Here is a 14450-nt window from a genome sequence, read left to right as displayed (position 1 = left end):
CGTCCGCCGCTCGTCAGCAAAGAAGCAAGCTTCTTCCTGTTACCGCTCGACTTGCATGTGTTAGGCCTGCCGCCAGCGTTCAATCTGAGCCATGATCAAACTCTTCAATTTAAAGTGTTTAATCGACCCATTGAATCAATGACTTAATAAATCTAAATTTGTTAAGCACTTTTCCAATCAGTCAGGTGTATCCCCTTCGCTAAAAGAAGGATACTTTTTGCATCCGAAGATGCTTTCTCTGCCTGAATCCGGTAAGTGCCCACACAGTTTGCTTGGCTTGATAAATTGTTAAAGAACGTTCGCTTCTTCTGAAGCGGGATGCGTATTTTACGTCATCCCCACTCTGCGTCAAGATCCTATTTGATCTTTTTTTGCAGTCGTTGCCGGCTTGCTGCCTGACAACGGCCGCGAATTATAAACATCTGCTTTGCGCCTGCAAGATCTTTTTTCACTTACAGCAACTGACTGCTTTATTTTTGTTCAATATCGCTCTTTTCAGGATCTTTCGCTTCGTCATCCGGGTCGCCAATGACATGTTCTAGCTTGAGGCGTTTAACCGAACGGAAGGTCGTGATGGGCCCAGAGAAAGCGTATAAGAAGAAAATTCCGAACAAGACTAAGCTAGGTTCAGTGGCCACGATTACAAAGATGAGGACAACAACCAAAATGACGAGAAAAGATACTTTGCCACGCCAATCAACTTCTTTGAATGAATGATACTTAAAGTTACTTACCATCAATAGGCCGCAACAAATGGTAAGAATAGCTACACCGTAATTAACTGTTGCTGGGTCAATCCCATATTCATTACCAACCCATACTGCACCCGCGACAATTGCTGCAGCACTTGGAATCGCTAAACCTTGGAAGAAGCGTTTATCTGGTGATGCCGCTAGATTTGCGTTAAACCTTGCCAAGCGTAGAGCGCCCCCTGCTACGAAGATAAACGCAGCGAGCCATCCAAACTTACCCAAATCTGAGAGCGCCCAGTTGTACATAACCAGCGCTGGAGCCATACCAAAGGATACGATATCTGCCATGCTATCGTATTCAGCGCCGAACTCACTTTGAGTATTTGTCATGCGTGCAACGCGACCATCTAAACCGTCGAACACCATAGCAATGAAAATCGCAACAGCTGCCGCAATAAACTGATCATTCATGGATGCGACTATGGCATAGAAGCCCGAAAATAAACCTGCAGTCGTTAGCAAGTTAGGCAAGAGATAAATGCCACGGTTGTTCGGCATAGGTCATCCTTTTTATGAGCTAAAATAAATAGGCCACACAGCATAGCACAGCTATGTGGCCCACTGAAATAGCCCGTTATTGGGTGATCGTTAAGTTACCCTCTTCAACATCAACATGAATCATCTGGCCTGGCAGTAACTGCCCAGACAAGATCCGTTGCGCTAACGGATTCTCAAGTTCTTGCTGAATTGCCCGCTTCAATGGCCGCGCACCGAATACCGGGTCAAAGCCAGCTTTTGCTAGGTGCGCAAGCGCCTCATCCGACAGTTGCAACTGATAATCGCGCTCTTGTAAGCGTTTATACAGACGCTGTAACTGAATCGAAGCAATATTCTTAATCTGCTCCTGCGCCAACGGATGAAATACGACGGTTTCATCGATACGATTCAAAAATTCTGGACGGAAATGATGCTGTAAGATTCCCATAACGTCCGTCTTCATCTCATCGTAGCTCTGCTGATGGGCTTTCTCTTGGATGACATCAGAGCCAAGGTTTGAGGTCATGATGATCACCGTATTACGGAAATCAACTGTACGCCCTTGCCCATCGGTCAAGCGGCCATCATCCAACACTTGCAAGAGGATGTTAAATACATCTGGATGGGCCTTCTCGACTTCATCGAGCAATACCACTGAATACGGTCGACGCCGTACGGCTTCAGTCAGATAGCCTCCCTCTTCATAACCAACATAGCCCGGAGGCGCACCGACGAGACGGGCGACCGAGTGCTTCTCCATAAATTCAGACATATCAATCCGAACCATAGCCTCATCGGTATCGAACATAAAGTTTGCGAGGGCTTTACAGAGTTCGGTCTTACCCACTCCGGTTGGCCCCAAAAATAGGAATGAACCGATAGGCCGCTGAGGATCTGACAAGCCTGCTCGTGAGCGTCGAATCGCATTACTCACCGATGTGACAGCCTCGTCTTGACCAACAACGCGCTGGTGCAACTGAGTTTCCATTTGCAGGAGTTTTTCGCGCTCGCCTTCGAGCATTTTACTCACTGGAATCCCCGTCCACCGCGACAAGACTTCCGCGATTTGCTCATCAGTGACTTTATTGCGAAGTAGTGATAACTCCTGCTCTTCAGCACTCTCGGCCTGCTGTAGCTGTTGCTCAAGCTCAGGAATTTTACCGTATTGCAATTCAGACATACGGTTCAGATCACCTGCTCGACGTGCGATTTCGAGGTCAGTTCGAGCTTGCTCTAATTGTGCTTTAATGGCTTGCGCCCCCTGCACTGATGCTTTTTCTGACGTCCACACTTCTTCTAGTTCAGCATACTTACGCTGTAACTCACCAAGCTCACCCTGCAAACTTGCCAAACGCTTCTTGCTTGCTTCATCGGTCTCTTTTTCGAGTGCCTTTGATTCCAGTTGCAGTTGGATAATACGCCGATCCAAACGATCTAACTCTTCCGGTTTGGAATCAATTTGCATCCGAATGCTCGATGCTGCCTCATCAATGAGGTCAATTGCCTTATCCGGAAGCTGGCGATCACTAATATAGCGATGCGATAAAGTCGCCGCTGCAACAATCGCCGGATCCGTGATCTGAACGCTGTGATGCACCTCATAGCGCTCCTTCAGTCCGCGCAGAATCGCAATGGTATCCTCGACCGTCGGCTCATCAACTAAGACTTTTTGGAAACGACGCTCAAGTGCAGCATCTTTCTCAATATACTGACGATACTCATCAAGCGTGGTTGCACCAACACAGTGCAACTCGCCGCGTGCTAGCGCAGGTTTGAGCATGTTTCCGGCATCCATGGCGCCGTCGGCTTTACCCGCGCCCACCATGGTATGAAGCTCATCGATAAAGAGAATGATTCGACCCTCCTCTTTACCAAGCTCATTCAAAACGGCTTTCAGACGTTCTTCAAACTCACCGCGATATTTCGCGCCAGCAAGTAAAGCCCCTAGGTCGAGAGATAAAACTCGTTTATGTTTCAAACCTTCTGGTACTTCACCATTGACGATTCGTTGCGCTAAGCCTTCAACGATTGCGGTTTTACCAACGCCTGGCTCACCAATCAACACGGGATTGTTTTTGGTCCGGCGCTGCAATACTTGAATCGTGCGACGAATTTCTTCATCACGGCCAATCACTGGATCAAGCTTACCTTGCTCCGCCCGCTCGGTTAGGTCGATGGTATATTTATCGAGAGCTTGGCGTTGATCTTCGGCATTTTGATCTTGCACAGCTTCGCCACCACGAACCTTGTCTATCGCTTCTTCTACTTTCTGACGGGTAACGCCTAAACCTTTGAGGATATCCCCAAGCGTTCCTTTGTCCTCAGTGGCTGCGAGCACGAACAGCTCAGATGAAATGTACTGATCATTGCGCTTTTGCGCGTATTTATCACACAGGTTCAGCAACACTCCGGTTTGCTGTGAAACCTGTACCTCGCCGCCTGCACCTTGAACTTGTGGCAGAGCCTCAAGAGCCGCAGCAAGTTTTGTTCTTAATGCATTACTGTCGATGCCCATAAGCGTCAATAAAGGACGCAATGCGCCGCCATCTTGGTTCAGTAGCGCCGACATCAAATGGACTGGCTCAATAAACTGATGATCACGGCCTAAAGCGAGTGATTGCGCATCAGCGATAGCCGCTTGAAATTTAGTTGTTAAACGATCGAATCGCATAAGCTAACCTCACAAAAAATCATATTTCCTGAAACTTAATGTGGGTATTTATTTTGCTATTTCAAGGGCTACTAAAATACTGCTTATGAAGAGCGCCAGATTAAGCTGGCGAAGCGGCCACAGGTGTGATCGCGGCGGTAGGAAAACCACATAGGATTAGCAAAAGTGCATTGCTGACTCAGCGTAATATCGGTGAGTCCGAGCTGTCGTAATTGATCACTCGCTAGCCTCGGAAGATCAGCGTAATAACGCTCCAGCTCACCGGCAGCAAAGCGTTTTGGAGAAAAACCGGCGGCAACAAATTGCTGCCGAACTTCGGCGCCAACCTCAAACGCTGGCTGTGAAATAGCAGGGCCGATATATGCTTTGATATGGCTACGAGGAGATTGGAATTGGCGCAGTGTGTAGGCTACAACACCAGCAACGAGTCCTCGCCAACCAGCGTGAACTGCGGCAATTTCTTCACCATTGGCAGAGCACAATAAGATCGGAAGACAATCAGCCGTTAAAACCGCGCAGACTGATTTGGGTTGGTTACTGTAAATCGCATCAGCGCTGCGGGTGAGATAACTGCCCTGCCAATGAATACAGTCTGTACCATGGACCTGTCGCAACCAATGAGGCGCAACCGGTAATTCTGCAGCTTCAACCAACTGCCGGCGAGCTCGGATAACCGTACTAGGTTCTGCGCCAACATGAGCGGCTAGATTTCCCGGCATTGTGCTGGTGCTGATCGCAGCTCGAACACCCTCTGGTAGTTGCCATGTTGGGATAAATAATGCCATCAGTCATGCCTCAGTCCTGATTTGGATGGAGCCGACGGTCCGCTCTTAATTGTTCCAATAGCGCCACAAAGTCGTCCGGCGTAGGTGCATCCCAACTGAGTTCTTCGCCAGTGATTGGATGCTGCAATGAGAGTCGCGCAGCATGTAAGGCTTGCCGTCTAAAATTACGCAAGGTAGTCAGCAACTCTTCACTTGCACCGCGCGGTGGTCGGGGGCGTCCACCGTAAACAAAATCGCCCACTAATGGGTGTCTAATGTGCGCCATGTGGACGCGAATTTGATGGGTTCTCCCCGTTTCTAAGCGCAGTCTTAGATGGGTGTGTGCGCGAAAACGCTCGACCACCCGATAATGAGTTAAAGCCGGTTTGCCTATGGCGACCACGGCCATCTGGGTGCGCTTGGTCGGGTGTCTGCCGATCGGTTCATCGACCAGACCGCCCGCAGTCATCGGCCCATTACATACTGCTTCATATTCCCGCGTGATTTCACGATTCTGCATCGCCGCGACCAGATGCGTTTGTGCCGGTAAGGTTTTCGCAACCACCATCAATCCAGTCGTATCTTTATCGAGGCGGTGAATAATTCCCGCTCTTGGCACCTGCGCTATTGCTGGGAAGTGATGAAGCAAAGCATTAAGTACCGTACCACTTGGGTTACCGGCTCCCGAGTGAACAACCAGTCCAGCCGGTTTATTAATCACCAGAATATCATCGTCTTCATAAACGATACTAAGCGCTATAGGTTGCGCCTCAAAGCACTGTTGTTCTTCAACTTCGGCATTGATTTCTACCATTTGGCCAAACAACACTTTCTCGCGAGGTTTACTGATAACTTGCCCATCAAGTTTGACCTGACCAGAGGTAATCCACTCCTTTAAGCGCGAACGCGAATAATCAGGGAACATATCAGCGATCGCTTGGTCCAATCGCTTACCATTAAGATGTTCTGGAATTTCATCCGAAAGAAAAATCTGCTCGCTCATAAATTACACTTAGGACCTGTGAAAGCAATTGCGCCTGCGCTAGAATGCGTGAATTGTATATAGTGTACGTTAAAACCAAACGGATAAAAAACTTAACCTATGAAACTACGACTTATTTTCGCGACGATCGCTTTGGTTAGCCTTTTAGCCTGCTCTGGTGGTGCTGATGAGGCGGCGCGCCAAGCTCGCTCTTCGACTGCTGCAGATGCCTATGAGCGCGCTCAAGGCAACATTGCTGCGGGGAACTATCAGAGTGCCGCTGAAGCACTCCAGCAATTATCGACCCGGTTCCCGTTTGGTCCATATGCGCATCAAGTCCAACTTGATCTTATTTTTGTCTATTACAAACTTAATGATATCGACAAAGCACTAGCAGGTATTGACCGCTTCATGCGGCTCAATCCGAACCATCAAGATGTTGATTATGCGATGTACATGCGTGGCTTAGTGAATCAACGTGCAGACTACAATCTGTTCCATGACTTGCTTGATATCAATCGCTCAGATCGCGATCCCTCAAAGGCTCGTGAAGCCTTTAACGACTTCGCTCGACTCCTGCGGATGTATCCAGATAGCAAATATGCGGCGGACGCTAAGCAGCGCATGGTCGCTCTAAAAAGCCGACTTGCTCAACATGAGTTGGCAGTGGCACGCTACTACGTGACCCGAGAGGCCTATCTTGCAGCTGCGAATCGAAGCAAATATGTGGTGGAGCATTTTGCCAATACTCCTGAGGTAGAAGAAGCCTTGGCAATTATGATGAGCAGTTATGCTGAGTTAGATTTAACCGAGCTCAGTGAAGAAGCGCGGCAAATGTTGGCGCATAACTTCCCGTCGAGCGGCTATCTCAACTAATAGCGTTGAGCGAAATCCTGCAAGACGCGGCTTAGACCGCGTCTTCGTTTTCTTCACCCGTACGAATCCGAATCACTCGATCTATGGTCGAGACAAATATTTTTCCATCACCTATTTTACCCGTTTGTGCTGTTTCCATGATGGCGTCAATACAGGTTTCAACTTGCTCATCGCTGACGACAATTTCTAATTTTACCTTCGGCAAAAAATCGACCATGTATTCGGCACCACGATAAAGTTCAGTGTGGCCTTTCTGACGACCAAATCCTTTAACCTCAGAAACAGTCATACCGGCTATACCAACCTCAGATAGCGCCTCACGAACATCGTCAAGTTTGAATGGCTTGATAATCGCCTCAATTTTTTTCATGGTCACTCCTTATGGTTCAGCTCTCGCAACAATTCGTGGCGATACTGATTGGTAATCGGATAACGTCGATCTTTGCCAAAATTGCGCGCCGTAACTTTCGGTCCAATCGCTGCTTGTCGGCGTTTATACTCATTAATATCCACGAGCCGAATCACTCGTTCAACATCTGCTGAATCATACCCGGCAGCAATGATCTCTGCAGCCGCCCAGTCCTGCTCGACATAAAGTTTGAGGATGCCATCAAGCACTTCATAGCTCGGCAGATTATCCTCATCTTTCTGATCCGGTGCGAGCTCTGCTGATGGTGCGCGTTCGATGACCCGCATAGGGATAATCTCACGCTCCCGATTCACGTAGCGGGCTAATTCATACACCATCATTTTAGGCACATCTTTAATTGGTGCAAAACCACCATTCATGTCGCCGTAAAGGGTACAGTATCCGACTGCTAATTCACTTTTATTGCCCGTAGTCAGGACTAAACGCCCGAACTTATTGGACAATGACATCAATAAACTGCCACGCGCGCGTGCTTGGATATTTTGCTCAGTGATATCGGGCTCGCTTCCCTCGAGTAACGGCGCAAGTTGTTGCATAAACGCATCATAAATGGGTTCAATCGCGATAACATCATACTGCACTCCCAGTGTTTTCGCCTGCAAGGCGGCATCATCCTGCGACATCTGTGAGGTATAGCGAAACGGCATCATCACCGCATGTACATTTCTGGCCCCCAGAGCGTCTACCGCAATTGCAAGCGTCAATGCTGAGTCGATACCACCGGATAACCCTAGTGTTACTCCAGTAAAGCCATTTTTACGGACGTAATCACGAACCGCCAAGACCAATGCCTGATAGACCTCTGCCAAGTTGCTCAACCCTTGAGTGACTGCACATTCTTGCTGCTCGAGCTGCCAGCCAGCCGCTTGACTAAAAGAATAAGTTGCACAACATGGCTGACAATGAGGTAGTTCCGCAACCACGGTCTGATCCTTCGCCATGATCAACGAGTGGCCATCGAATACCAGCTCATCCTGCCCACCACAGTTGTTGACATAAACAATTGGAAGCTTGGACTCTTGCACTCGCTGAGCGAGCACATGTAAGCGCTGTTGATGTTTATTTATCTCAAACGGTGAAGCATTGATCGCAACAATCAGGTCGCAGCGCTGCGGAATCAGTTGGGCAATCGGGTCAGGGTGCCAAAGATCCTCACAAATTAATAGGCCAATACGGTGATTTTGCCACTCGAAAGAAACGCTCTGATGATCAGGAATAAAATAGCGCTGCTCATCAAACACGCCGTATTGCGGGAGTCTCTGCTTGTGATACCGAGCGATTATTTGGCCTTTGTGAACGACGGATACTGCATTAAAAAGCGCATCTCCGACGCGCTGAGGATGCCCGACAAGCGCGACATTGTTCGTTGCCGCAGCAGCAATTCGTTGTACTGCCTGCTCGACTTTGCGTTCAAAATCCGGACGGAAAAGTAAATCCTCAGGTGGATACCCGGTTATCGCAAGCTCTGGAAACACCACTAGCCCACCATGGGGATACTCGGCAAGGGTCGCGATTATTTTATCGGTATTTTGCTGAATCGCACCAACTGTAAAATCGAGCTGCGCGAGGGTAATCTGCAACGGGCTCATAGGGACATCTGCACTCCTGAGGTAATGACGTGCGAATGATATATGAGCCGCTTAGTCTGCGCAAATACGACCGATTTCAAAACGTGCGTTGGCACTCGTCATGCTAAACACCAGATCACCGTTCGCGAGAGTTGTACGGTCGGCCATTTCGATCCATTGGTAATAAACATTGCGATGGACTCGCGCGCGCAGCCCTCGTTGGATCTCGATATAAATTCGATCATCCACCACTTCGACTTGGTGTTCTGGCGTCAGTGGGAACTGTTCGGCTAGGTTGGTTTCGAGCTGAATCACTTCAATCTCATCAAGCTCAGCCATGCGCCAATTGGTAATCACAAAAGGAACGTCATCGACGCTTATTTTGACTTTTTCAACGGGGGTTACTAAGAAATATTCATCCCCTTCGAATTGCAAAACAGAGGCAAATAATTTCACGATTTCCATGCGTTGAATCGGTGACTCTTGATAAAGCCAGTCACCGTTCGTGGCGATTCGGATAGGGAGCTCGCCACAATAAGGCGGATCCCATTTTTCGGTTGGCGCATAGCGGAGCTGCTTCAGCCCGGCCATAAATTGATTCAGGTCGGGTTGCTGAGCCATAGCTAACTAACGAGACGTTTTTGCCGCAACAAGTACCACAAGGTAGCTTCGGTCCGATTCGACACTTTAATCGCTTTGAATATCGCCGATAAATGCACCCGAATTGTCCCCTCAGTGATACCGAGAATCGTCGCGATTTCTTTGTTGGAGAGCCCCTGCGCTAGCAACTGCATAATTTCAAGCTGCCGCGGCGAGAGGAAGTTTTCAGCACTGCCCTGATTACTGTTCGGCTCGCTCAAACGTGTCTCATCCGGCAGATAACGATCGTTTTGGAGCAGTGTTCGGATTGCTAACTTAGCTTCTTCTGACGTCGCATCTTTAGGTAAATAACTCCGCACACCAGCACTCAATGCTTGGCGAATCTCCGACATCGAGCGTGGCCAACAAAACAGGACAATATGCGCTGATGGTGTCATGCGTTTAAGCGTGTTTAGAACAGGACGAATCTCAGCGTCGGGGAGATCCATATCAAGGAAAATCAGGTTATAGTCATTTTGATGGCGAAGATATTCATTCGCAATTTCGAAAGTTGGTGCCTCATAGATGGCTACATCAGCTGAATAGCTGGTAATCAGCTGGATCAAACCGGCGCGAACAAAAAATTGCGGATCGATAATCAAAATTTTCATACAACACCTATGATTAGAGACACTATCTCGATACTAGTTATGAGGTCATTGTACACATCTTTGCCGAGTAATAACATAGTACGTGTTGTTAAATTGTAAGAAAGCATTAAATATCGAAACGATTGACCTATCACATCTGCACAGAAAGGTATGAATCAGATGCTCAAAAAACTTATTTTAGCTTGCTCAGCTCTCAGTCTTTTGTTACCGCACACGGTGACTGCCGAGACTATTTTATTCCACAACATGAACGGCTACACGCTTACCGGCGAGCCAGGTTCTGATGCCCAGCTGCGACGTTTTGACGCAGTCATAGTGGTCGATGGTAAGGTCGCGGCGGTAGGGAGTAAAAAAAATGTTACTGAAAATCGTTCTTGGCAGTTTGACCAAACGGTCGATTTGAATAGTAAAACAGTACTCCCAGGCATTATTGATGCACATGGCCACGTGCTCGGGCTTGGTTTAGGCCTGCTTGAAGCCGATTTACGGGTTGCCGAATCTGAGCGTGATGCCGTCCAAACAGTCACAGCGTTTGCCGCCAATCAAGCGCAATCAGATTGGATTATTGGGCGTGGTTGGAACCAAGAAAATTGGCCAAGTAAACGTTTTCCAACACGCCAGAGTCTAGACGAAAGTTTTGCCAACCAACCGGTCTGGCTTACGCGCGTTGATGGTCATGCTGGTTGGGCTAATAGTGCGGCGCTAAAATTGGCAGGAATCACTAAAGACACAGTCTCACCAGATGGCGGTGACATCATCAAGGATGCCAACGGAGAACCTACCGGAGTTCTCATCGATAACGCCATGAAACTCCTTGAAGATGTGATCCCAGCCCCCTCAATTGAACGGCAACAACAAGCACTTCAACTTGCGTTTCAACACTTGCTCGAGCGCGGTATCACTGGCGTGCATGATGCTGGAGTAGATGCCACAAATATTCAGCTTTATCAGAATTTCGCGCAGCAACAGCAACTGCCGGTGCGCATTTATGCCATGATTGGCGCCAACGAACCACGCTTGCCAGAATTGCTTGCGGCCGGTCCGATTCTGACCCCGGATGAGTCACTCACTGTCCGCAGTGTCAAAATCTACGCAGACGGTGCGCTCGGCAGTCGGGGCGCTGCGCTACTTGAACCCTATCATGATGAACCAGGTCAACGCGGCTTGTTGGTCACCGCTCCGGAACAGTTGCATGAGCTCTATCAACTAATTATTCCACACGGCTTCCAAATCAATACTCACGCGATTGGAGATCGAGCCAATCGAATTGCTTTGGACGAGTTCGCGCGGTCCTATCAAAGCATCGGTGGCCGTAATTTGCGCCATCGAATCGAACATGCTCAAGTTGTGCACCCCGACGATATTCCACGCTTCAAAGAGCTGAACATTATTGCTTCGATGCAGCCAACTCACGCCACCAGTGATAAAAATATGGCAGAAGACCGGCTTGGCAAAGAGCGCATGGAAGGGGCTTATGCTTGGCAAACATTCTTGGAGCAGGGCACTATTGTTGCCGCAGGTTCAGATTTTCCAGTTGAACTGGCCAACCCATTTTTTGGCTTACATGCAGCAGTCACTCGCCAAGATCGAGATAATCAACCTGCGGGGGGCTGGTACGCGCACGAGGCCGTGACACTGGAACAAGCGCTGCGTACCTTTACCCTTGATGCTGCATATGCCTCTGGCCAAGAGCAAACTCTAGGTTCAATCGAACCGGGCAAATGGGCTGATTTTATTGTGCTGGATCAAGACCCCTTTGCTCAGGAACCGAGTAAACTGTGGCAACCTACCGTGCTTGCAACTTATGTTGCCGGTGAAGCCAAGTTTGAGAGGTAATTATGGATTTACGCGAACATCGGCGAGACTATGAACAAGCTCGCCTAACCCGAGACAGTCTCGCTGCAGACCCTCATGAGCAGTTTCAAAAGTGGTTTGCTGAGGCGCTTGAACATGGCGGCATGCCCGATCCAACCGCTTTTAGCTTAGCAACGGTTGATGCTGATCAGCGTCCTCATCAACGCATCGTGCTGCTTAAAGAAGTGCTCCCCGAGGGCTATGTATTTTACACCAATCAAGCCAGCGCTAAAGGGCGTGATATCGACCACAACCCAGCAGTCGCAATGCACTTTTCTTGGTTAGAGATGGAACGCCAAGTTCGCATTGAAGGTTTTGCTGAGAAAATTTCCGCGGCGCACGCTGAGGAATATTTTCATAGTCGCCCCCGCGAAAGTCAGCTCGGCGCACTCACCTCAATGCAGAGCCAGCCGCTTGCTGATCGAGCAGAATTGGAACAGCGCTATCATGAGCTTACCGAACGCTATGCGGGCAAGACGATCCCCAAACCCGATACTTGGGGTGGTTATCTCATTCGCCCGCAACGCTATGAGTTTTGGCAAGGTGGGCGCTATCGCTTGCACGACCGGTTTTGCTACCAAAAAGAGCAACAGCAGTGGCACATCATGGGCCTGCAACCCTAACTAGCCACCGAGTGGTGCGGGTAGCGCAACCTGGTATTGTTGCGCGCACCACTCGAGCTGCTTGATGATCGCAGCCGAATAGCTGATCCCGTTTGCAAGCTGTTCCGCGCGCCGCTGCATAGCGCCCTGCCCCGGTACCCGCACCAACTGCTCGGGAGTAATCGGAGTCGCAGTTTGAATCGCTTCCAACTGGGCTTGCACCTGCTGCTTAAAGTTTCCGATATCTCCCAGCGCGCTGGGATCAATCACTTGGATCCAAACACTATTTGCATCCCCCTCGGCCGCAGGTGCATCGGCTCGGCCATACTGGCTCAGAGCTAAAGTCCATAATTCACTAAACAGATTAAGTCCTGTTCCTTTGTAGCCCAGTTGCTCTCCACCGAGTGATGCAATCACTGCTGCGGGAGACGCAATAAAACTTTTTGCATCGACAGTATAATCGCCTTCGGGGGTAATGAGAGCTGGATACGGAAGCTCCCGCCCCTCCGCAATCGCGGTTCTAATTTTTCCCGCAGCAGTCATCGATAAGCTGATATCAAACATAACCTTGGTATCAACTGCTGGAGCACCAATTGCAAACGGGTTGGGTGAAAAGACAGCTGTTTTAGCACCAAACGGGGCAACGACCTGCTGGCTTGGTGTTGCGGCGAATATTTGGATAAGTAAATCTTGGTCAATGGCCTGCTCGAGATAAATGGCGAGTGCGGCAATGTGTTGAGCTCGCCGCATTACGATTGTGCCTGTGCCCTGCTGCTGAGCGAGCTTGATGGCTCGTTGTACCGCCAGATTCATAGCATAAGGGCCGGGCAACAAATTAGCGTCCCAAAGTTCAATTGCAGGACGCTGCTGCAGCACCTCGGGTTGTCCTGCTTTACGACTTTTCCCCTCACTAAGACACTGTAAATTGTAGCGTAGCCGCAACAGCCCATGAGTTTTAAAACCGAGCAGATCTCCAGCGACCAGACCGGCAGAAAGCGCAGCCGCGACCTCATCACTGGCGCCAGTCGCGCTAATGCAAGCGGTTGCCCATTGCTGCATTTGCTCGGCATCATAACGGTTTAATTTATCGTCGGACATGGCGCTCTCTACTTGTTATTCAGTGCAACTTCGATAAGCTTATCAGAGCTACAGTTAGAGGAGTATGTTTAGTGGGAAAAAACACAACGATTCAGCGCATTGGAGTGCTGACCAGTGGTGGTGATGCGCCGGGGATGAATGCCGCATTGCGCGCAGTTGTTTTAGCGGCCGATCATTACCAGATCGAAGTCGTCGCGTTTCGGCATGGCTATAAGGGACTGCTTGAAAATGAATCCGTTGTGCTTCGTCCTCATGACGTACTGCATATTTTGCAGCACTCGGGCACTGTGATTAAAAGTGCACGATGTCAACGTTTCAAAACCATCGAGGCCGCTCAACAAGCGTCTTCAGTTCTGGATGAAAACAACATCCAAGCATTGGTGGTGATTGGCGGCGACGGTTCATTTCGCGGAGCGCATCACCTCGCCCAGCATTGGCATGGACAAATTATCGGTATCCCAGGCACCATCGATAATGACTTGTATGGGACCGATGCCACGATTGGCTTCGCCACTGCCGTCAATATTGCAATGGATGCACTAGACAAGATCAGAGACACCGCTGATGCCATGGACAGGGTCTTTATTGTGGAAGTTATGGGACGAGACGCTGGCTTTATTGGTTTAAGTAGCGCCATGGCAGCTGGTGCAGAGCGGATGATTTTGCCAGAGCTGCAGCGCGATAAACCGCTTACCATTGCCGCGTTGGTCAAGCATATCGAACGGGTACAGAAGGTTCGTGGCGAAGGCAGTTATGTCATGGTGCTAAGTGAGCATCAATGGCCAGGTGGCGCAGTGGCGCTCGCCGAACAACTTGAAGCCGAATATCACCTGCCCTGCCGCCCTTGCTTACTCGGGCACATTCAACGGGGCGGAGCACCGGCTCCTGCCGACCGAATCCTTGGCGCACAAATGGGAGTGCATGCGGTGGAATTGATTCGCAGTGGTGCGACTGAGGTCATGACCGGCATTCGTGGGCAAGAAAATGTCGCTGTTCCGATTGTCGATACGTGGCAGAAAAAGCATCCACTTGACCCGAATTTATTGCGGATTCAGCACGAGATTTTTAATCCAGTAAAAAAATCTCAGCGTAACCATTGAAATGCTAGAATTTAGGGGCGATTGGG

13 protein-coding genes and 1 rRNA gene are annotated in these 14450 nt (G+C 49.4%); 4 read left to right on the top strand and 10 right to left on the bottom strand.

From position 1 onward, the window contains the following. The 5 genes from CWI83_RS10215 to rluD form a co-directional block, all read right to left on the bottom strand. A 16S ribosomal RNA gene (locus CWI83_RS10215) occupies positions 1–111 on the bottom strand; the annotation flags it as partial. A gap of 359 nt (positions 112–470) precedes the next feature. Beyond that, positions 471–1250, bottom strand: coding sequence for a CDP-diacylglycerol--serine O-phosphatidyltransferase (gene pssA / locus CWI83_RS10210; RefSeq protein ID WP_126828665.1), 780 nt, complete (start codon positions 1248–1250; stop codon positions 471–473). Positions 1251–1326: 76 nt separating this feature from the next. Then, entirely contained in the window at positions 1327–3900 is a 2574-nt protein-coding gene (gene clpB / locus CWI83_RS10205; RefSeq protein WP_126828663.1) for an ATP-dependent chaperone ClpB, read from the bottom strand. An 83-nt stretch (positions 3901–3983) separates the two neighbouring features. Continuing rightward, complete coding sequence (gene pgeF / locus CWI83_RS10200; RefSeq protein ID WP_126828661.1) at positions 3984–4685, bottom strand: peptidoglycan editing factor PgeF; 702 nt, start codon at positions 4683–4685, stop codon at positions 3984–3986. A 10-nt stretch (positions 4686–4695) separates the two neighbouring features. Next, the gene (gene rluD / locus CWI83_RS10195) at positions 4696–5667 is read right to left on the bottom strand and encodes a 23S rRNA pseudouridine(1911/1915/1917) synthase RluD (RefSeq protein WP_126828659.1); all 972 of its coding nucleotides are present in this window, start codon (positions 5665–5667) and stop codon (positions 4696–4698) included. Between the two features lie 99 nt (positions 5668–5766). Here rluD and CWI83_RS10190 point away from each other — a divergent pair, with 99 nt between their 5' ends. Continuing rightward, the gene (locus CWI83_RS10190; protein WP_126828657.1) at positions 5767–6522 is read left to right on the top strand and encodes an outer membrane protein assembly factor BamD; all 756 of its coding nucleotides are present in this window, start codon (positions 5767–5769) and stop codon (positions 6520–6522) included. Positions 6523–6553: 31 nt separating this feature from the next. Here CWI83_RS10190 and glnB read toward each other — a convergent pair whose 3' ends face one another. Genes glnB through CWI83_RS10170 form a run of 4 tightly spaced genes read right to left on the bottom strand, consistent with a single transcriptional unit; the run spans position 6554 to position 9770 of the window. Further along, positions 6554–6892 carry a nitrogen regulatory protein P-II gene (glnB, locus tag CWI83_RS10185; protein ID WP_126828655.1) on the bottom strand — a complete coding sequence of 113 codons (339 nt, stop codon included), beginning with the start codon at positions 6890–6892 and terminating at the stop codon, positions 6554–6556. Positions 6893–6894: 2 nt separating this feature from the next. Next, complete coding sequence (locus CWI83_RS10180) at positions 6895–8541, bottom strand: NAD+ synthase (protein WP_126828653.1); 1647 nt, start codon at positions 8539–8541, stop codon at positions 6895–6897. A 51-nt stretch (positions 8542–8592) separates the two neighbouring features. After that, positions 8593–9141: a DUF1285 domain-containing protein gene (locus tag CWI83_RS10175; protein WP_126828652.1), complete on the bottom strand. Its 549-nt coding sequence runs from the start codon at positions 9139–9141 to the stop codon at positions 8593–8595. Between the two features lie 2 nt (positions 9142–9143). Continuing rightward, entirely contained in the window at positions 9144–9770 is a 627-nt protein-coding gene (locus CWI83_RS10170) for a LuxR C-terminal-related transcriptional regulator (RefSeq protein WP_126828650.1), read from the bottom strand. A gap of 150 nt (positions 9771–9920) precedes the next feature. Here CWI83_RS10170 and CWI83_RS10165 point away from each other — a divergent pair, with 150 nt between their 5' ends. Beyond that, entirely contained in the window at positions 9921–11606 is a 1686-nt protein-coding gene (locus CWI83_RS10165; protein ID WP_198677292.1) for an amidohydrolase, read from the top strand. A 2-nt stretch (positions 11607–11608) separates the two neighbouring features. Further along, on the top strand, positions 11609–12247 hold the full coding sequence (gene pdxH, locus CWI83_RS10160) for a pyridoxamine 5'-phosphate oxidase (protein ID WP_126828647.1): 639 nt from the start codon (positions 11609–11611) through the stop codon (positions 12245–12247). On the opposite strand, the gene CWI83_RS10155 is transcribed toward pdxH, so the two are convergent. Next, complete coding sequence (locus CWI83_RS10155; RefSeq protein ID WP_126828645.1) at positions 12248–13324, bottom strand: Ldh family oxidoreductase; 1077 nt, start codon at positions 13322–13324, stop codon at positions 12248–12250. A 71-nt stretch (positions 13325–13395) separates the two neighbouring features. Here CWI83_RS10155 and CWI83_RS10150 point away from each other — a divergent pair, with 71 nt between their 5' ends. Then, on the top strand, positions 13396–14424 hold the full coding sequence (locus tag CWI83_RS10150; protein WP_275540771.1) for an ATP-dependent 6-phosphofructokinase: 1029 nt from the start codon (positions 13396–13398) through the stop codon (positions 14422–14424). The last annotated feature ends 26 nt before the right edge of the window (positions 14425–14450 follow it).

This window comes from Pseudidiomarina taiwanensis (assembly GCF_003987435.1).
GTDB classification, from domain to species: domain Bacteria; phylum Pseudomonadota; class Gammaproteobacteria; order Enterobacterales; family Alteromonadaceae; genus Pseudidiomarina; species Pseudidiomarina taiwanensis.
The sequence above is the reverse complement of the archived record's forward strand: the minus strand, read 5'-3'. Positions and strand labels throughout refer to the sequence as shown.

Excerpts from the sequence above, each read along its gene's own strand:
- clpB (WP_126828663.1), bottom strand. The coding sequence starts at position 3,900 with ATGCGATTCGATCGTTTAACAACTAAATTTCAAGCGGCTATCGCTGAT.
- rluD (WP_126828659.1), bottom strand. The coding sequence starts at position 5,667 with ATGAGCGAGCAGATTTTTCTTTCGGATGAAATTCCAGAACATCTTAAT.
- CWI83_RS10190 (WP_126828657.1), top strand. The coding sequence starts at position 5,767 with ATGAAACTACGACTTATTTTCGCGACGATCGCTTTGGTTAGCCTTTTA.
- CWI83_RS10170 (WP_126828650.1), bottom strand. The coding sequence starts at position 9,770 with ATGAAAATTTTGATTATCGATCCGCAATTTTTTGTTCGCGCCGGTTTG.
- CWI83_RS10180 (WP_126828653.1), bottom strand. The coding sequence starts at position 8,541 with ATGAGCCCGTTGCAGATTACCCTCGCGCAGCTCGATTTTACAGTTGGT.
- glnB (WP_126828655.1), bottom strand. The coding sequence starts at position 6,892 with ATGAAAAAAATTGAGGCGATTATCAAGCCATTCAAACTTGACGATGTT.
- CWI83_RS10175 (WP_126828652.1), bottom strand. The coding sequence starts at position 9,141 with ATGGCTCAGCAACCCGACCTGAATCAATTTATGGCCGGGCTGAAGCAG.
- CWI83_RS10165 (WP_198677292.1), top strand. The coding sequence starts at position 9,921 with ATGAATCAGATGCTCAAAAAACTTATTTTAGCTTGCTCAGCTCTCAGT.
- CWI83_RS10155 (WP_126828645.1), bottom strand. The coding sequence starts at position 13,324 with ATGTCCGACGATAAATTAAACCGTTATGATGCCGAGCAAATGCAGCAA.
- pgeF (WP_126828661.1), bottom strand. The coding sequence starts at position 4,685 with ATGGCATTATTTATCCCAACATGGCAACTACCAGAGGGTGTTCGAGCT.
- pssA (WP_126828665.1), bottom strand. The coding sequence starts at position 1,250 with ATGCCGAACAACCGTGGCATTTATCTCTTGCCTAACTTGCTAACGACT.
- pdxH (WP_126828647.1), top strand. The coding sequence starts at position 11,609 with ATGGATTTACGCGAACATCGGCGAGACTATGAACAAGCTCGCCTAACC.